Raw genomic sequence first — 17,000 nt, forward strand, 5'->3', positions numbered from 1 at the left:
GAGGTACACTGGCTTGTAACGCGGTTGCCTCCCCTTTGTTTCATACGGCGTTCCACCTTCCCCTATGCGGACGCGCCGGCCCGGTCGTCGGGCGCATCAGGATTGTGCCGCAAACCTTTTCGCGTATCGAAGGAGTACCCCAATGGCTCGCATCGGAATCAACGGCTTCGGCCGCATCGGTCGTTATCTTGTCCGCCTCATGGCTGAGCGCAACGAGCTCCCTGTGGTGATCAACGCCCGTGCGGACAACGCTTCCTTGGCCCATCTCTTCAAATACGACTCCGTCCACCGCACCTTCAAGGGCACGGTGGGCCATGACGAAAACGGCATCATCATCAACGGCACGCATATCGCCGTGACCCGCTGCAAGCCCAACGAATGGCAGTGGAAGGACTACGGCGTGGATCTGGTTGTGGAATCCACCGGGACCATCAAGAAGCGCGCCGGGCTTGCCGAGCATATCGCTTGTGGGGCGAAGAAGGTCATCATGAGCGCGCCCGTGTCCGACGCTGACATCACCATCGTGATGGGCGTGAACGACGGCCTTTATGATCCCGCCAAGCATGACGTGGTTTCCTCCGCTTCCTGTACCACGAACTGCCTCGCCCCGGTCGCCAAGGCGCTGAACGACACTTTCGGCATCGAGCACGGCCTGATGACCACAATCCATTCCTACACCATGAGCCAGCGCATCCTCGACGGCTCCCAGAAAGACATCCGCCGCGCCCGCGCCGCCGCCATGTCGATGATCCCGACCACCACCGGCGCGGCCAAGGCCGTGGCCCTCGTGCTGCCTGAGCTCAAGGGCAAGCTGGACGGCATCGCCATCCGCGTCCCCACGCCCAACGTGTCCATCGTGGATCTGAACTGCGTCATGAAGCGCGACGTGACCGTCGATGAGGTCAATGCCGCCCTGACCGCCGCCGCGAACGACCATTTCGGCGTTTCCGCCGAGCCGCTGGTGTCCATCGACTACAACGGCGACACCCACGGCGGCGTCGTTGACCTGCTTTCCACCTCCGTCATGAGCGGCAACATGCTCAAGGTGCTCATCTGGTACGACAACGAAGCCGGGTTCACCAACCAGCTCCTTCGCCTGATCGATCTGGTCGGCGGGAAGATGTAGATTTTGAAAATTGGGGAGGGGAAGGGGAAACTTTCTTCAGAAAGTTTCCCCTTCCCCTCCCCAAGCCCCACCCCTTTCCCTTCAAAGACTTTCGTATGGGTTAACGGCGGGCATGGGGAGCGCATATTTTCGTTTCGGAGGCGTACGTCTCCCGGAACCGCTTACAAAAAAGCCGGAGGCACCGCCCCCGGCTTTTTTCGCAGCCCTCTCACAGAATATGGCTGCTCCATCTCCACGACATGGTGAAGATAGAGCTTTTTTCGTTGGTTCTGTCAGCGTATATGGTTGTTTTATTTCCGTAGTATAATGAAAAGAGAGGTTTTTCCTTCAATTTTCTTGCTGATGGACTTCATGATTGGGGTATTTTATTAAGTATTCCTTTGGAGTTTCAAGAAATAAAGCATCAGCCGCTTCCTATGGCACAGGCTTTTCGTTTTGGCCGTGTCATTAGGGTGTTGATTCATCGTTACAGTATGATGAAAGTACAGCCTTTTTCTCCAATTCTTTCTGTTGGCGGATTCTATGGCTGAGACATTTTATTGGTGGCTGTGTTATAGAAAATGGTTGATGCTTTTTTCCTTGAAACTCCAAAGGATAACCGGAAAAAAGCCTTAGCCGTGGATCCCGCCAAGGGGAAAACTGAAAAAAGCTCTATTTTTCACCGCACTGTGGAGATGAAACAACCACATACTATAACAGAGCCTTATTAGTTATTCCCTTGAAACTTCAAGAAAGCATCAGCCATTTCCTATGGCGTAGCTGAGGCGTACGTCTCCCGGAACCGCTTACAAAAAGCCGGAGGCGGTGCCCCGGCTTTTTTCCGTAGCCCTGTCACAGAATATGGCTGCTCCATCTCCACGACATGGTGAAGATGGAGCTTTTTCGTTGGCTCTGTCAGCGTATATGGTTGTTTTATTTCCGTAGTATGATGAAAAGAAAGGCTTTTTCTTCAATTTTCTTGCTGATAGACTCCATTCTTGGCTATCTTTGGGGAACCTTGAGGACACATCAACCGGATGTCAGAACAGCCTTTTCCGTTGAGAAAATCAGCGTGCGGCTTTGATGATGGTATAGCTGCGATACTCCCCGGTACCGAGGTTGACTTCTTCCGCGGTAGTGCCTCGGTAACTCGTCATGGTATTTGTAAATGTGTCGTATTTGATGAGCTGGGTTTCGGTGGCAAGGAACTGATACCTGTTGATGAAGGCGTACGTCGCTGTAAAAATGAGAATACTGCACGAAAGAAGCAATAGGGACGCCGGAGTGGAGATTGCTTTCAGCATGTGGGCCTCACGCACGAAGATTTGGGGTTGAGGAGGCTTTGAATATTTTACAGATGATAATAAAAGTCAATAGAGCTGAAAAAGACTTCCAGATATTTGAACCAGTTCTTTGAAGGTAAGGGCTCTACTGTAGTATGCGGTTGTTTCATCCCCGCAGCGCGATGAAAACCGCCTGACTGCCCCGGTCGGCGCGGAGAGGCTAGTTTTATCTCCACAACACGGTGAAAATACAGCCTTTATATCCGGTTTCCCCCTTGGCGGAATCCATATCTAAGGCATTTATTGGTTATTCCTTTGAAATTTCAAGGAAAAAGTGCCAATCATTTTCTATGATACAGCCAAGATAAAAAGAGCATCCCAGCCGCCGGAGGCGTGCCCCGCGCTATTTCATGCCGATGAAATGCCGGATGGCGGATTCGAGCCGTGGGATGCTGACGAAGGTGTCGAGGCAGGGGCCGTTGGGCCGCTCGTTGATGACGCCGAAGACGGGCAAGGGGTGCGTATCCTGAATGCCGGAGGACAGATCGCGTTCGCAGGCCACGGCTACGATGAGCTTGGGGCGGGCCTGCACGACGATACGGCGGGCGATGGTTCCCCCGGTGGCGATGGCGACCTGCACGCCGTAGGTGTCCCGCAGGCTGAGCACGTCTTTGAGCGGGCAGGCCCCGCAGCGGACGCAGTTGTCGATGTGGTAGGTAAGGCGGTGGGTGCAGCGGCTCGACTGGATGCAGTGGGGCAGGAGCACGAGAAGCTGGCGCGGCTCGCACTGGATGCCGCTGCTGAGGACCAGCTCGTTGTTGACCTTGATGAAGGAGCGGCGCACGGCGGCTACGGGGATGCGCATCATCCGGCCCATGAGCTCCATGATCGGCAGGAGCAGGCGTATGGTGATTCCGCGCAGGCGTGACGTGCCGAGTATGGGCTTTCCGGTATAGGCGTGGAGCACCAGCCCCACGGAAAGCCAAAGGATTCCGAGGATGGCCCCGCCGAAGGCGATGCCCGCGATGAACGGGAGCCACGGGTGGATGGCCGCGAACCCGATGGTCGGGACAAGCCAGATGAGCAGAAGCAGCACGCAGAGCAGGATGGCCGTGCCGATCACCAGGCCGATGAACAGCCGTTTGCCGGTGCCTTCGTATTCATCCTTGGACAGGGAAAATGCCGATTTGGAGATGTTCACCTTGGGTTCGCCCGAATGAGGTGAAAGGATTGAGGAACATCAAGGAAGACGCTTTTCCGCACAACGGGACTCCCGCCGCGCTGCCGCCCCGCCAGTCAAAAGTCTTGGGAAGGGTGGGGGTATGGGGGAGGGAGAACCCTTCTCCAGAAGGGTTTCCCTCCCCCATATGAATCATGCCTCTCCCGGAGAAACGGCGCGGCCGCAGCCGTCCCTGCCCGCCGAGCGGCAGTAGCCGTTCCAGAAGGCTTCCGCGGACATGGGCTTGCTTCCGGCGGGCTTGAGCATGGAAACCTCATACGGGGCGTCACGGCAGGCGATGAGCAGCTTGCCGTCCCGCAAGGCTATGAGGGTTCCCGGATCGGGTTGCCCGCCGGTGAACGCCTCACCCACCCGGCCCGGCTGAAGCAGCGCGGGCAGGGGATCGCGCCCCGGCAGCAAAAATACCGTCTGCGCGCCGGGCCACGGGGTCACGCCCCGGATGCGGGCATGGATGACGGCGGCTTTTTCATCCCAGTCAATGTGCCCGTCGGCCTTGGTCAGCTTGGCGGCGTAGGTCGCGAGCGCCTCTTCCTGCGGGATGGGCGTGGAGGGATCGCCGTCGGCGTACTGCCGGAGCACTTCCACCATGAGACGCCCGCCGAGATCGGCCAGCTCGTCGTGCATGGTGGCGGCGGTGTCGTCGATGCCGATGCCGAGCGCGCGCTGGAGCAGCATGGGGCCCGTATCAAGCCCGCGCTCCATGCGCATGATGGTGATGCCCGTGAGATGGTTGCCGTCCATGATCGCCCGCTGGATGGGGGCCGCGCCCCGGTACTGGGGCAGGAGCGAGCCGTGGACGTTGAAAGGCCCGATGGTCGGGATGTCCAGCACGGACTGGGGCAGGATGAGGCCGTAGGCGGCGACGACCAGCGCGTCGGGGCGGAGCCCGGCGAGCGCGGCGCGGTCGGCTTCGTCCTTGAAGTTGAGCGGCTGGAAGACCGGGATGCCGAGTTCCTGCGCCAGCACCTTGACGGCGGGCGGCTGGAGCTTGTGCCCGCGCCCGGCGGGGCGGTCGGGCTGGCAATAGGCGGCGACGACCTCGCAGCCGGGCCATGCCGCCACATGGCGGAGCACCGTGGCGGCGAAATCCGGCGTCCCCATGAATACGACGCGCATTTTCTGTTCCGGGGCGGCCATCTATTTCACCTGACTCTGACGGGTGCCTTTCTTGAGCTTGCTTTCAAACATCATCCGCTTGAGGCGGCTGATCCGGTCGATAAACAGCTTGCCGTCCAGATGATCGATTTCATGCTGGACGCAGACGGCAAGGAGATCGTCCGCGTCGAAGCTGATGGGGTTGCCGTCCAGATCGGTGGCTTCAACGTGGACACGGGCGGTACGGCGGACTTTGGAGCGGTAGTCGGGCACGGAGAGGCAGCCTTCCTCGCTTTCCACGTATCCGGCGTCCGGGAGGGGCGTCCATACGGGATTGACCAGCACCATTTTCCCTTCGCGCTTTTCGGGGCCGGTGACGTCGATGACGACGAGGCGGACGAGCCGGCCCACCTGCGGCGCGGCAATGCCGATGCCGTCCGATTTGTACATCGCTTCGGTCATATCTTCGGCGAGCTTACGGATCTCGTCGGTGACTTCAGTAATGGGGAGGCTGGGCTTGCCAAGAAGCGGATTGGGATAAGTGATTATTTTCAAAGCCATGTATGATCTCGTATATGGGTTGGCATTCGTTGTTAAAACGGGTTAAGAAGCGGCTGGGCCTTTATGTTGAGGCCCTATCAATACCCTGTCCGAACAATAATGTACAGATTGTACGCAAGCCTCGCCGGGCCGCCGGGACGGAGAACCTCCGCGCGGCGGACGGGCGGCCGATGGTGACCACCTTGCCGAACGACGTTTTTTTGCCTTTCGCTCCCGACAAGCCGTGGCTCGCGCCGCTGGCCGGATGGTCGGACTTGCCTTTCCGCCTGTTGTGCCGTCGGTTCGGCGCGGCGGTCTGCTGCACTGAGATGATCAGCGCCAAGGGGCTTATCTACAAGAGCCCCGGTACGGCGGAATTGTTCGCCACCTGCCCGGAGGACGGGCCCGTCGTCGTCCAGCTCTTCGGCAGCGAAGCGCCTTTCATGGAGGAGGCGGCCGGGCAGCTCAGGGACAAGGGGTTCGTCTGGTTCGACTGCAACATGGGCTGTTCCGTCCCCAAGGTGGCGCGCACGGGGGCGGGCGCGGCGATGTGCAAGGACATCGACAATGCGCTGTCCGTTGCCGAAGCCCTGATCCGGGCCGCCGGGCGCGGGCGCGTGGGCTTCAAGCTGCGTCTCGGCTGGGATGAGCCGGGGCGTTCCCCCGCCGCCGAAACGTGGCGTGTGCTGGCCCCGGCGCTGGAGGCGCTGGGCGCGGGCTGGCTGACGCTGCACCCCCGCACGGCGAAGCAGGGGTTCACCGGGACGGCGCGCTGGGAATGCCTCAGCGAACTGAAATCGCTTGTTTCCTTGCCCGTCATCGCCAGCGGCGACCTGTTCACGGCGGAGGACGGGGTACGCTGCCTCGCTGAAACGGGCGTGGACACCGTCATGTACGCGCGCGGGGCCCTGCGGGATCCGGCGATTTTCAAGGCACATCTCGATCTGCTCGCCGGGCGCGAACCGGAGGTTGCCGATGTGGCGACGCTGCTCGCCCGCATCCGGGAACATGCGCGGCTCGCCAAGGAACTCAGCACGGAAAAGGTGGCGCTGCTCAAGATGCGCACCATCGTGCCGCGTTACGTCCGGCACATCGAAGGCTCGAAACAGCTCAGGGCGGATATCATCGCCTGCCGGAGCTGGGAGGATTTTGAAAACGCGCTGCGCTCATTTGAAGCCGGAAAAGATTCTTCCGGGTGATCTTGCAGAGCTTTGCCGATCTGTTATGTGTACAGATAAGCAGTCCCGCCCCATTGTCACCCTACCGCCATGCCGGGGAATCCATGAAGCCGTCTCCTTGCCGTCTGGGTCTTACCGTATCATACGTTTCCGGACGTATCAGTTGCGGGTTTTCTTGCCGTTTGGGGTTTACCCTGATCGAAATCATATCCGTGCTGGTCATCCTTGGCATCCTCGCGGCTGTTGCCGTCCCCAAATATTTTTCCGTGCAGGATGACGCCGAGAAAAAAGCCGCCCTTTCCGCCGTGGCCGAAGCGCAGTCCCGCATCCAGCTTTCTTTCGGGCAGCAGATTTTGCAGGGCAAACCATGTGATGAGGCTGTGGAGGAAGTCAACGAAATCCGTAAGCTGAGTGACCATAATGACAACAGGTTCGGTGCGTTTTTCCTCGGCGTTGACGGTGAGGCCGGCGGCGGGCCCCTTACGGCCGCCGGGGTGGCCGTGTATGCCAAGCGTAACGTCAACGATGCGGCGATGGATACCGGGGGGAAGCTGTATTTGCCGTCATGCGCTGATGAAGAATCAGCGGCCGCAGCGTTTTTGAATACGACGCTCCGCGAAGTGGCAGAGTATCTGCTCATGTATGGGAACAATAACCATACGGGAGGCGGCAAGGAGCCTGAGCATGGCAGAGATAGCCGAGAGTTTCAAGACAACTACCTGAATAGGGCGTTTGATCTTGGAAATGGCATTATGGCGGGCCTCGGAAAGGGCGGAGGGGATCAGTTCGGCGATGACAATCGTGCGATGATGAAGGTTTGTTTTACCAATACGTTGACAAACGAAAAAATGGATATCCAGTTTACAAAATACGCCGGGTCTGATGAGGTGGCTATCAATACGGTGTATTTTACGGACTCATCCCACAAAAATATAAGAATTGTCGATGCAAAAAACGCCAATAGGAATCAGGATGTCCTTGATGCCGCAAAAAAAGTGGCCCAAGGGATGGGCCTTAATATCAATGGATTGGGATCTGCCTTTGATGGAAGCCATGCGTTAGGTGAAATAACAATACATCATTCAGATTTCACTTTTTAGGTTGTGTCGTTTTTGCATCTAATTATTTGAAAATATTTAAAATAATAGGCTCTGTTATGGTTTGTGGCTGTTTCATCTCCACAGTGCGGTGAAAATACAGCCTTTTTCTCCGGTTTTCCCCTTGGCGGGAGCTACGGATAAGGCATCTTGTCGGTTATCCCTTTGGAGTTTTAAAGAAAAAAGCATCAACCGTTTTCTATAACACAGCCAAATAATATTTGTGATTTAAAAAGGCTCTGTCATAGTATGCGGTTGGTTCATCCCACAGTGTGGTGAAAATACAGCTTTTTTCTCCGTTTTTCCCCTTGGCGGGAGCTACGGATAAGGCATTTTGTCGGTTATCCCTTTGGAGCTTCAAAGAAAAAAGCATCAACCATTTTCTATAACACAACCAAATAATATTTGTGATTTAAAAAGGCTCTGTCATAGTATGCGGTTGTTTCATCCCACAGTGTGGTGAAAATACAGGCTTTTTCTCCGGTTTTCCCCTTGGCGGGAGCTGCGGATAAGGCATCTTGTCGGTTATCCCTTTGGAGCTTCAAAGAAAAAAGCATCAACCGTTTTCTATAATACAGCCAAATAATATTTGTGATTTAAAAAGGCTCTGTCATAGTATGCGGTTGTTTCATCCCTCAGTGTGGTGAAAATACAGCCTTTTTCTCCAGTTTTCCCCTTGGCGAAACCTATGGCTAAGGCATTTTTCTGGTTATCCCTTTGAAACTTCAAGGAAAAAAGCATCAACCATTTTCTAGGATACAGCCTTTAAAAATAGTTAAATAGCTTCAATAGATTGTATTTGATTGACGGCACGGCCTAATATTATTGCGAAGCTGTTTTTTTCACCCCAATGCTTCCCCCAGCCATAAGCCGTTGCGCCACGGCAAGCACGGGGAGGCCCACAATCGTCGACCACTGGCCTTTGATTTCCGATACAAGAAAGGAGCCGAGGCCCTGTATGGCGTAGGAACCGGCCTTGTCGTCGCATTCTCCGGTGGCTGCGTAGGCGCGGAGCACGTCTTCGGGCCATTCCGCAAACGTCACGTCGGCGGCGTCGTAAAACAGTTCCACCCGGTTTTCCCCGTGAGCCGACGGCCCGATGATGCAGCACCCCGTATATACGGTATGCGTCCGGCCTGAGAGGTGCAGCAGCATGGCGAGGGCTTCGTCACGGTTGGCGGGCTTGCCAAGGATGATCGGGCCGTGCTCCTCATGCAGCACGACGATGGTGTCGGAGCCGAGGATCACCGCATCGGGCGTTTCGGGCGCGGCGGCGCGGGCTACGGCTTCGGCCTTGGCTTGCGCGGCCCGCATGACATAGGCGGCGGGATCGTCTTCCAGCGTGGGGGCGGGTTCGGAGCCGTCCACAACCTTGATGGCAAAGTCGATGCCGAGGCTGCCGAGCAGCTCGCGCCTGCGGGGAGAGGATGAGGCGAGGATAATGGGGCGAAGAGCGCGGAATGCGCCGGAAGGCATGGTTTTCTGCACGGTTTTAGTCCTTTTCGTCTTTATGCTACTGGAAAAAGTTTGCGGAAGGCGCTAGCCTGACTTCACAGGGAAATCTGAAAGGAGTCATCATGTCGTCCACCCGCAAACTCAGTTCGCGTCTTACGCAGTTGTTGGAATTATTCAACCGCAATGACGACTGGCTCATCGTGATCAATGCCGATCCCGACGCGATGGCGTCGGCTATGGCCCTCAAGCGGATCATGTCCCATCGTACCGGGAAAGTCACCATCGCCCGGATCAATGAAATTTCGCGGCCGGACAATCTGGCGATGATCCGGTATCTGCGCATCCCCATGCTTCCGCTGACCGACAAGCTGAAAGACCTTTATTCGCATTTTGCGATGGTCGATTCGCAGCCGCATCACAACCCCGCCTTTGCGGGCATCCCGTTTTCCATCGTCATCGATCATCACCCGGCTGTTCCTGAGCATCCCGTGGACGCCGCCTATGTGGACATCCGGCCCCAGTACGGCGCAGTGAGCACGCTGCTCACCGAGTACCTGCGGGCTTACCACATCCGGCCCGGCATCCGGCTGGCCACCGCCCTGCAATACGGCATCCGTACGGATACCGCCACGTTCACCCGCACGGGCACGGAAATCGACCTGCGGGCCTATCAGTATCTTGCCGCTCATGGGGACACCGCCTTGCTTACGCGCATCACCCGCAGCGAATACCTCCCTGAGTGGCTCAAATACTTTGCGCGCGCCTTTTCGTCCATGCATCAGTGCGGCTCTGGGGCCTACTGCTATCTGGATACGGTGGAGAACCCCGATATACTTGTGGTAGTTGCGGATTTCTTTACGCATGTTCACAGCATCAAGTGGGTTGGCGTTTGCGGCGTGTACAAGGATACGGTCGTCGTCATCTTCCGGGGCGACGGGCATGTCGATCTTGGTGAATTCGCCGCTTCACGCCTTGGTGCGCTCGGTAATGCGGGTGGGCACCGCGCCCTCGCGCGTGCCGAATTTCCCCTTGAGGCGACCGAGGGCCGCAGCGTCGATGTGTTCGTTTTCCGCAAGCTCACCGAAAAGCCGCAAAAGAAGAAAGTCGAAGAAGCTGGGAACGTAGAGGGGGGAGAGGAAGGATGAGGGAATGAACCGGGGGAGGGGAGAGGGAACCCTTTAAAAAGGGTTCCCTCTCCCCTCCCCCGGACCCCCTCCTCTCTCCCTCCTAAACTTTTCGGCCTTGCGGCGTTCCCGTTTTGTCAAGGGACACGGCGCGGCATTTTTTCTTGAAAGCGGAAGGGCGGCTGAACATCTTGTTCCGTTGCCATCTTTATGGAAAGGCTCAGCCATAGTATATGGTCGTTTCATCTCCGCAGTAGGTCAAAATATGTCCTTTTTCTCCCGTTTTTCCATCGGCTGAATCCACGGCTAACGTGTTTTGCTGGTTATTCCTTTGGAACTTCAAGAAAAAGAGCATCAACACATTTTCTATGACACAGCCTTATTGCCTATCTTTTTGGAATTTCAAGGAAGAAAGCATCAACCGTTTCTATGGCACGCCTTTAACGTAACGGGTCTGCTGAACAAGATTATTCGGCAGGCTTTCATGTAAAACGGTTGGATAAGACCCGTTAGGCTCTGCCACAGGATGTGGTTGTTCCACCGCCGCTAACAGCGTTGGCAGGGAAAGCCGAGAGTAGGGACTGGGTAAGGATGAAAGTCTTTGAAGAGAAAGGGGTGGGGTTTGGGGAGGGGAAGGGGAAACTTTCTCCAGAAAGTTTCCCCTTCCCCTCCCCAATTTTCTCCCCGCCTTATCCTACAATCAAGAAGTTTTTTCCATGACACAGTGTTATCGCTGATCCCTTTGAAATTTCAAGGAAGAAAGCATCAACCGTTCCTATGGTACGCCTTTAACGTAACAGGTCTGTTGAACAAGATTATTCGGCAGGCTTTCATGTAAAACGGTTGGATAAGACCCGTTAGGCTCTGCCACAGGATGTGGTTGTTCCACCGCCGCTAACAGCGTTGACAGGGAAAGCCGAGAGTAGGGACTGGGTAAGGATGAAAGTCTTTGAAGGGAAAGGGGTGGAGTTTGGGGAGGGGAAGGGGAAACTTTCTCCAGAAAGTTTCCCCTTCCCCTCCCCAATTTTCTCCCCGCCTTATCCTACAATCAAGAAGTTTTTTCTATGACACAGCGTTATCGCTGATCCCTTTGGAATTTCAAGGAAGAAAGCATCAACCGTTTCTATAGCACGCCTTTAAAGTAAAGGGTCTGCTGAACAAGATTACTCGGCAGGCTTTCATGTAAAGCGGTTGGATAAGACCCGTTAGGCTCTGCCACAGGATGTGGTTGTTCCACCACCGCTAACAGCACCGATAGGGAAAGCCGAGGGCAGGGACTGGGTAAGGATGAAAGTCTTTGAAGGGAAAGGGGTGGGGTTTGATGAGGGGAAGGGGAAACCTTCTCCAGAAAGTTTCCCCTTCCCCTCCCTAATTTTCTCCCCGCCTTATCCTACAATCAAGAAGTTTTTTCTATGACACAGTGTTATGCTTATCCCTTTGGAATTTCAAGGAAGAAAGCATCAACCGCTTCCTATGGCACGCCTTTAAAGTAAAGGGGCTGCTGAACAAGATTGTTCGACAGGCTTTCATGTAAAGCGGTTGGATAAGACCCGTTAGGCTCTGCCACAGGATGTGGTTGTTCCACCGCCGTTAACAGCGTTGACAGGGAAAGCCGAGGGCAGGGACTGGGTAAGGATGAAAGTCTTTGAAGGGGAAGGGGTGGGGTTTGGGGAGGGGAAGGGGAAACTTTCTCCAGAAAGTTTCCCCTTCCCCTCCCCAATCTTCTCCCCCGCCTTATCCTACGATCAAGAAATTCTTCACGCCCGTAAAAACGACTTGTGCGGCGATGGCGGCGAGCAGCAGGCCGGTGAGCTTGGAAAGCACCGCAAGGCCGGTCTTGCCGAGGATGCGCTGCACATGGTTCGCCATGAGCAGCATGAGCGTGATGAGCGCCGAAGCCACAAAGAGGGCGGCGGAACCGATGATGCGTTCCGTCATGCTGTGGGCGGACGCGCCGAGAACCATCAGCGTACCGATGCTGGCGGGCCCCATGCAGATGGGGATGGCGAGCGGAACCACGCTGATGTCCTCGTCAGGGCTGTCGGGGGTGTGCGACTCGCGCTGTTCGCCCATGAGGGCCACGGACGTCAGGAACAGGAGCGCACCGGCGCCGATGCGGAAGGCGTCCAACGTGAAGCCGAATACGCTGAACAGCGATTCGCCGAAAAAGTACAGCACCGTCCCCACAATGAAGACCGCTACCCCCGTCCGCAGGGCCGTGCGGCGCTTGCGGCGTCCGCCGTAGGTCTGCGTTCCGCTCAGAAAGGCGCTCAGGGCCGCGGGGGGCGTCAGCAGGGCGAAAAGCTTGATGACCGAACTGAAAAAATCTCCGATACTGTAATCCATACGTCTTCTCACTACCCCGCAAAGCGGTTATTGAATGCGCGGGGGATTGCTCGCACCGGGCGCATTTCTTGATTGGTTGTTCAATGAGCCGGGCCACCATACAAGGAACGTGGGATAGTTCAAGAGCTTTTTTTAGGGTTCAAGGGCAACACGCTGGGTTTTCAGCTTTTTTTGTTCAGAGAAAATCAGCGGCTTTTCCGGCCGTCCTTTCCGGGCGGCGGAGGCTTGCAACACAAGGGCCCGGAGGCCCGGATTCAGGAGATGTCCATGCCTCAGCGATACATTGATACCACGCTGTTCGACCTGTTTAAAGTGGGGCCTGGGCCGTCCAGTTCCCACACCATCGGCCCCATGAAGGCCGGACATCACTTTGCGGAAGCCTGCACCGGGCTGCCGCGTGATCTGCTGGTGCGCGCCGTGCGCTTCCGGGTGCGCTTGTACGGTTCCCTCAGCGCCACGGGCACGGGCCACGGGACGGACGCCGCCGTCGTCGCGGGCCTGCTTGGTACGGCCCCGGAAAGCTGCCCCGCCGGTCTGTTGCAGGAGCTTATGGATGATCCCCATACGCGCCGGAAACGTCCGCTCGGTGACGGGCAGGCGTCGGTTTGCGTCGATGACGTGAGCCATGACTCGATCATCCATGATTTCCCCTACAGCAACACGCTGGTAATCGAGCTTGTGGATGCCGAAGACAACGTGCTGCATTCGCAGGAGTATTACTCCGTGGGCGGCGGGTTCATCCAGTGGAAGGGCTGGGAACCGCCCGTTCTAGGGGAACCTGTCCACCGCTATTCGACCATGACCGAATTGCGCGCCATTGTGAAGGAAAAAGGCCTCAACATTTACGAGATCATCCTTGACAACGAGATGGCGATCACCGGGGCGTCACGTCCGAGCATCATCCATTCCTTAAACCAAATCATCGATCATATGGAAAGCAGCGTCCGGCGCGGGCTGGACAGCGAAGGCCAGCTTCCGGGGCCGCTCAAGGTGCAGCGCAAGGCCCGCATGCTGTGGCAGCAGGCTTCCCGGATGCACTCCTCGCCGGATCAGTTCCTGACCCGGATCAATGCCTATGCCTTTGCCACGGCTGAGGAAAACGCTTCCGGCGGCGTCATCGTCACAGCGCCGACCTGCGGTTCCGCCGGGGTCATGCCCGCGCTGGTGTATGCCCTGCGGCATGAAATGTTCATCGGCGATCGCGCCATCCGTGAAGCGTTCCTCGCGTCGGCTGCGGTCGGCTTCATCGCCAAGCACAACGCGAGCATCGCCGGGGCCGAAGTGGGCTGTCAGGGCGAAATCGGCGTGGCGTCCGCAATGGCGGCGGCGTTCGTGGCGGATGCGCGCGGCTACCGATCCCGTGTGACCGAAAACGCGGCTGAGGTCGCGCTGGAACACCATCTCGGCATCACGTGCGACCCTGTGCAGGGATATGTGCAGATCCCCTGTATCGAGCGGAACGCTATGGGCGCGATCAAGGCGTACAATGCGGCTGTGATCACCTCAGGCACGGACCCTTATTCACAGCGGGTTTCGCTTGATGCCGCAATCGCGGCAATGGCCGAGACGGGGCGCGAAATGAGCTGTAAATTCAAGGAAACCTCACTCGGCGGATTGGCCGTAAGTATGGTAGCCTGTTGACAGGGGCCCGGAAGCGGGTTACTGATTGCCTCTTTCACAATGCACTATGCCGGGTTTTTTCCCCTCTGGACAAATATGCTTTCGGGCTTAGAGTTATGAGATTGGAAGAAGCCCGTCTTTTTTGGAGGCTGCACTATGGCACGCATCACCGTTGAAGACTGTCAGGAACGCGTCGAAAACCGGTTTCTCCTCGTACAGATGGCGATCAAACGCGTGCGGCAGTACCGTGAAGGCTACGAGCCTCTGGTCGAGTCGCGCAACAAGGAAGCCGTGACCGCGCTGCGTGAAATCGCCGCCGGAAAGGTCTTCCCTGAGGATATGTCCCAGTATCGTATGCCCGTAGGCGAAACGCAACTTGACATGGACGACTAAGCCCCTTTTGTCTGGAAAGATTTGAACCGCTATGGCCCAACGCGATTACTATGAAGTTCTCGGTGTAGCCCGCGATGCGTCGGAAGACGAAATCAAGCGGGCTTACCGCAAGATGGCACTGCAAAACCACCCTGACCACAATCCCGACAACCCCGAAGCCGAACAGCGTTTCAAAGAGGCCGCCGAAGCCTACGAAGTGCTGCGCGATCCGGAACGCCGGGCGAGGTACGATCAGTTCGGTCACGCCGGTGTCGGCAACAACGGCGACTTCGGAGGCTTTGGGTCCGCCGAAGATATTTTCGCCCATTTCGGCGATATCTTTGGGGATATGTTCGGGTTCAGCATGGGCGGCACGCGCCGCGGCGGGCCTCGCCCCACGGCGGGCGCGGATCTGCGCTATAATCTGAACATCACCTTCGCGCAGGCGGCGAGGGGTGCGGAAATCACCCTGAACATCCCCCGGATGACCACCTGTGGGGAATGCCACGGCACGGGCGCCGCGCCGGGGACATCCCGCGAAACCTGCCGCCAGTGCGGCGGCTCCGGCCAGGTTCGGAATTCGCAGGGCTTTTTCCAGTTCGTGGTTCCCTGTCCGGCCTGCCACGGTGAGGGATACACCATCTCCAAGCCTTGCCCCAAATGCCGGGGCAAGGGGCAGGTGCAGGAAACCCGCGAGCTTTCGGTTCGCGTCCCCGCCGGTGTGGACACCGGAACCCGTCTCCGCCTCCGCAATGAAGGCGAAGCCGGAACCAACGGCGGCCCCAACGGTGACCTGTACGTGTTCATTACGGTGGACGAGGACAAGACGTTCCGCCGTCAGGGGCAGGATCTTGTCCTGACGCGGGAGATCTCCTTTGTGAAGGCCGCCCTTGGGCATACCATGACGGTTCCCGGCCTTGACGGTGAGCTGGAGCTCAAGATTGCCAAAGGCACACAGAGCGGGACGGTGCTCCGCCTGCCCGGCAAGGGGCTGCCCTATCTCAACCAGAAGCGCAACGGCGACTTGTTGGTTGAGATCCTCGTGAAGACGCCGACCAATCTTTCCGCGCGTCAGGAAGAGCTGCTCCGCGAGTTTGAATCAAGCGCTGAGGAGTCCATCGGCGACAAGATCATCAAGGGCGTCGAGAACCTTCTTGGCGGCAAGGGCAAGAAAAAGAAGAAGTAAATATTGAGGGGGGAGAGGGAACCTTTCTGGAGAAAGGTTCCCTCTCCCCCCTCAAACTCCCCTCTCACCCTCCCAAGACTTTCGTCCTTATCGAATCCCTGTTCGGAAGTTCGGGAGATCTTCCATGAGGGAAGGGGAAACGCAGGAACTCTGCGAAAAAAGAGGCAGCCGCCCGGAACTCTTGGTTTCGGGCGGCTTTGTCGTTTCCGGGAGAGGCTTGGGAAAGATGCTTTTGGAGAGTTGTGAATGGATTTTCGCCAATTGTTCAACACTGTTCAGCAGTAAAGAGGTGTGCCCCGTACGCGCTTTTTCGTGTGACTCTATCATCGTATGTGGTTGTTTTACAGTATATTGAAAATATAGACTTTTTACACGATTTTCCGCTGATGGACTCCATAATTGGGGCATTTTGTTGGTTATTCCTTTGGAACTTCAAGGAATAAAGCATCAACCGTTTCCTATGACACAGCCTTTCGTATCTTATGGAGAATATACTTTTTTAACTCATTCACTTCCACTTGGACACCACACAAGCTCTCTCTCTCTCTCTCTCTCTCTCTCTCTCTCTTGCGCGCATTTCTTAGGCTCTGTCATAGCATGTGGTTGTGTTTCATATCCACCGCATGGTGAATATACAGATTTTTTATCCACTTTTTCTCTTGTCGGAATCCATAGCCAACGTATTTTTTTGTTATTCTTTTGGAATTTCAAGAAAAAAAGCATCAATCCTTTCTATGCTACAGCCATTTCTTACAACCTACCAGCAGGCGCACGGATTATGAACTCTTTTGCGAGCACATAATACGGATACCATATATCTTCTCTCTTCATTTTTAGGCTGCGTCGTTATTTTTATACATAACTATTTGAAATTGTTTATAATAATCTTTTTTGTAGCTTGAAAAATAGTTAAATAATTTCAATATATTATATCTAGTTAACGACACAACCTAGAGCAAATTAACTTCAAAATTGGCTCTGTCATAGTGTGTGGTTGTTTCATCTCCACAGCACGGTGAAAAGACAGCCTTTTTCTCCAGTTTTCCCCTTGGCTGAATCCATAGCTGAGGCATTTTTCTGGTTATTCCTTTGGAATTTCAAGGAAAAAAGCATCAACCATTTTCTGGGACACAGCCTCAAAACTTTATAATGTTACCATGTAAGGAACGCTCACTTCGACATTGAACAGCACAAGTACATAGTGTTTATGCTCCCAGTGACCGCATGCTTCCCAGACGGAAGAGCATTTTCACATTGAAAATGTTCTAGGCCCATAAAGGAACCGTCCTCGACGCTTGCAGAAGGGTCGCGGTCAGGGATTCGATAAAGACGAAAGTTTTAGGGGGATGGGGGTGGGGT

Annotated in this window: 12 protein-coding genes; 7 read left to right on the forward strand and 5 right to left on the reverse strand. The window is 56.0% G+C overall.

Going from position 1 to position 17,000, the window contains the following annotated elements; all coding sequences use genetic code 11:
• Nucleotides 1-142: 142 nt before the first annotated feature.
• Complete coding sequence (gap, locus tag ACZM8Y_RS12345; RefSeq protein WP_302553236.1) at nucleotides 143-1,126, forward strand: type I glyceraldehyde-3-phosphate dehydrogenase; 984 nt, start codon at nucleotides 143-145, stop codon at nucleotides 1,124-1,126.
• Between the two features lie 1,665 nt (nucleotides 1,127-2,791).
• On the opposite strand, the gene ACZM8Y_RS12350 is transcribed toward gap, so the two are convergent.
• From ACZM8Y_RS12350 to def, 3 genes are all read right to left on the reverse strand, one after another.
• Nucleotides 2,792-3,589: a DUF116 domain-containing protein gene (locus ACZM8Y_RS12350; RefSeq protein ID WP_479860027.1), complete on the reverse strand. Its 798-nt coding sequence runs from the start codon at nucleotides 3,587-3,589 to the stop codon at nucleotides 2,792-2,794.
• Between the two features lie 171 nt (nucleotides 3,590-3,760).
• Nucleotides 3,761-4,765 carry a methionyl-tRNA formyltransferase gene (fmt, locus tag ACZM8Y_RS12355; protein WP_479859823.1) on the reverse strand — a complete coding sequence of 335 codons (1,005 nt, stop codon included), beginning with the start codon at nucleotides 4,763-4,765 and terminating at the stop codon, nucleotides 3,761-3,763.
• Nucleotides 4,766-5,284: a peptide deformylase gene (gene def, locus ACZM8Y_RS12360; protein ID WP_302553233.1), complete on the reverse strand. Its 519-nt coding sequence runs from the start codon at nucleotides 5,282-5,284 to the stop codon at nucleotides 4,766-4,768.
• Between the two features lie 14 nt (nucleotides 5,285-5,298).
• Between def and ACZM8Y_RS12365 the strand changes: the two genes are divergently transcribed.
• Nucleotides 5,299-6,462, forward strand: coding sequence for a tRNA dihydrouridine synthase (locus ACZM8Y_RS12365; protein ID WP_482331634.1), 1,164 nt, complete (start codon nucleotides 5,299-5,301; stop codon nucleotides 6,460-6,462).
• 83 nt (nucleotides 6,463-6,545) lie between these two features.
• Nucleotides 6,546-7,541, forward strand: a complete 996-nt coding sequence (locus ACZM8Y_RS12370; RefSeq protein ID WP_482331636.1) for a type II secretion system protein — start codon at nucleotides 6,546-6,548, stop codon at nucleotides 7,539-7,541.
• Between the two features lie 819 nt (nucleotides 7,542-8,360).
• Here ACZM8Y_RS12370 and ACZM8Y_RS12375 read toward each other — a convergent pair.
• Nucleotides 8,361-9,026 carry a Maf family protein gene (locus tag ACZM8Y_RS12375; protein ID WP_479860080.1) on the reverse strand — a complete coding sequence of 222 codons (666 nt, stop codon included), beginning with the start codon at nucleotides 9,024-9,026 and terminating at the stop codon, nucleotides 8,361-8,363.
• Nucleotides 9,027-9,115: 89 nt separating this feature from the next.
• Here ACZM8Y_RS12375 and ACZM8Y_RS12380 point away from each other — a divergent pair, with 89 nt between their 5' ends.
• Nucleotides 9,116-10,138 (forward strand): DHH family phosphoesterase, encoded by a 1,023-nt coding sequence (locus ACZM8Y_RS12380; protein ID WP_479860079.1) that lies wholly within the window; start codon nucleotides 9,116-9,118, stop codon nucleotides 10,136-10,138.
• A 1,713-nt stretch (nucleotides 10,139-11,851) separates the two neighbouring features.
• On the opposite strand, the gene ACZM8Y_RS12385 is transcribed toward ACZM8Y_RS12380, so the two are convergent.
• Entirely contained in the window at nucleotides 11,852-12,463 is a 612-nt protein-coding gene (locus tag ACZM8Y_RS12385; protein ID WP_302554715.1) for a MarC family protein, read from the reverse strand.
• A gap of 267 nt (nucleotides 12,464-12,730) precedes the next feature.
• On the opposite strand from ACZM8Y_RS12385, the gene ACZM8Y_RS12390 reads away from it, so the two are divergent.
• From ACZM8Y_RS12390 to dnaJ, 3 genes are all read left to right on the forward strand, one after another.
• A complete protein-coding gene (locus ACZM8Y_RS12390) occupies nucleotides 12,731-14,104 on the forward strand; it encodes an L-serine ammonia-lyase (RefSeq protein WP_308772104.1) in 1,374 nt (457 codons plus the stop codon).
• Nucleotides 14,105-14,239: 135 nt separating this feature from the next.
• Entirely contained in the window at nucleotides 14,240-14,476 is a 237-nt protein-coding gene (rpoZ, locus tag ACZM8Y_RS12395) for a DNA-directed RNA polymerase subunit omega (RefSeq protein WP_302554713.1), read from the forward strand.
• 31 nt (nucleotides 14,477-14,507) lie between these two features.
• Complete coding sequence (gene dnaJ / locus ACZM8Y_RS12400; RefSeq protein WP_308772103.1) at nucleotides 14,508-15,641, forward strand: molecular chaperone DnaJ; 1,134 nt, start codon at nucleotides 14,508-14,510, stop codon at nucleotides 15,639-15,641.
• The last annotated feature ends 1,359 nt before the right edge of the window (nucleotides 15,642-17,000 follow it).

The sequence above is a fragment of the Bilophila sp. genome (genome assembly GCF_057864385.1).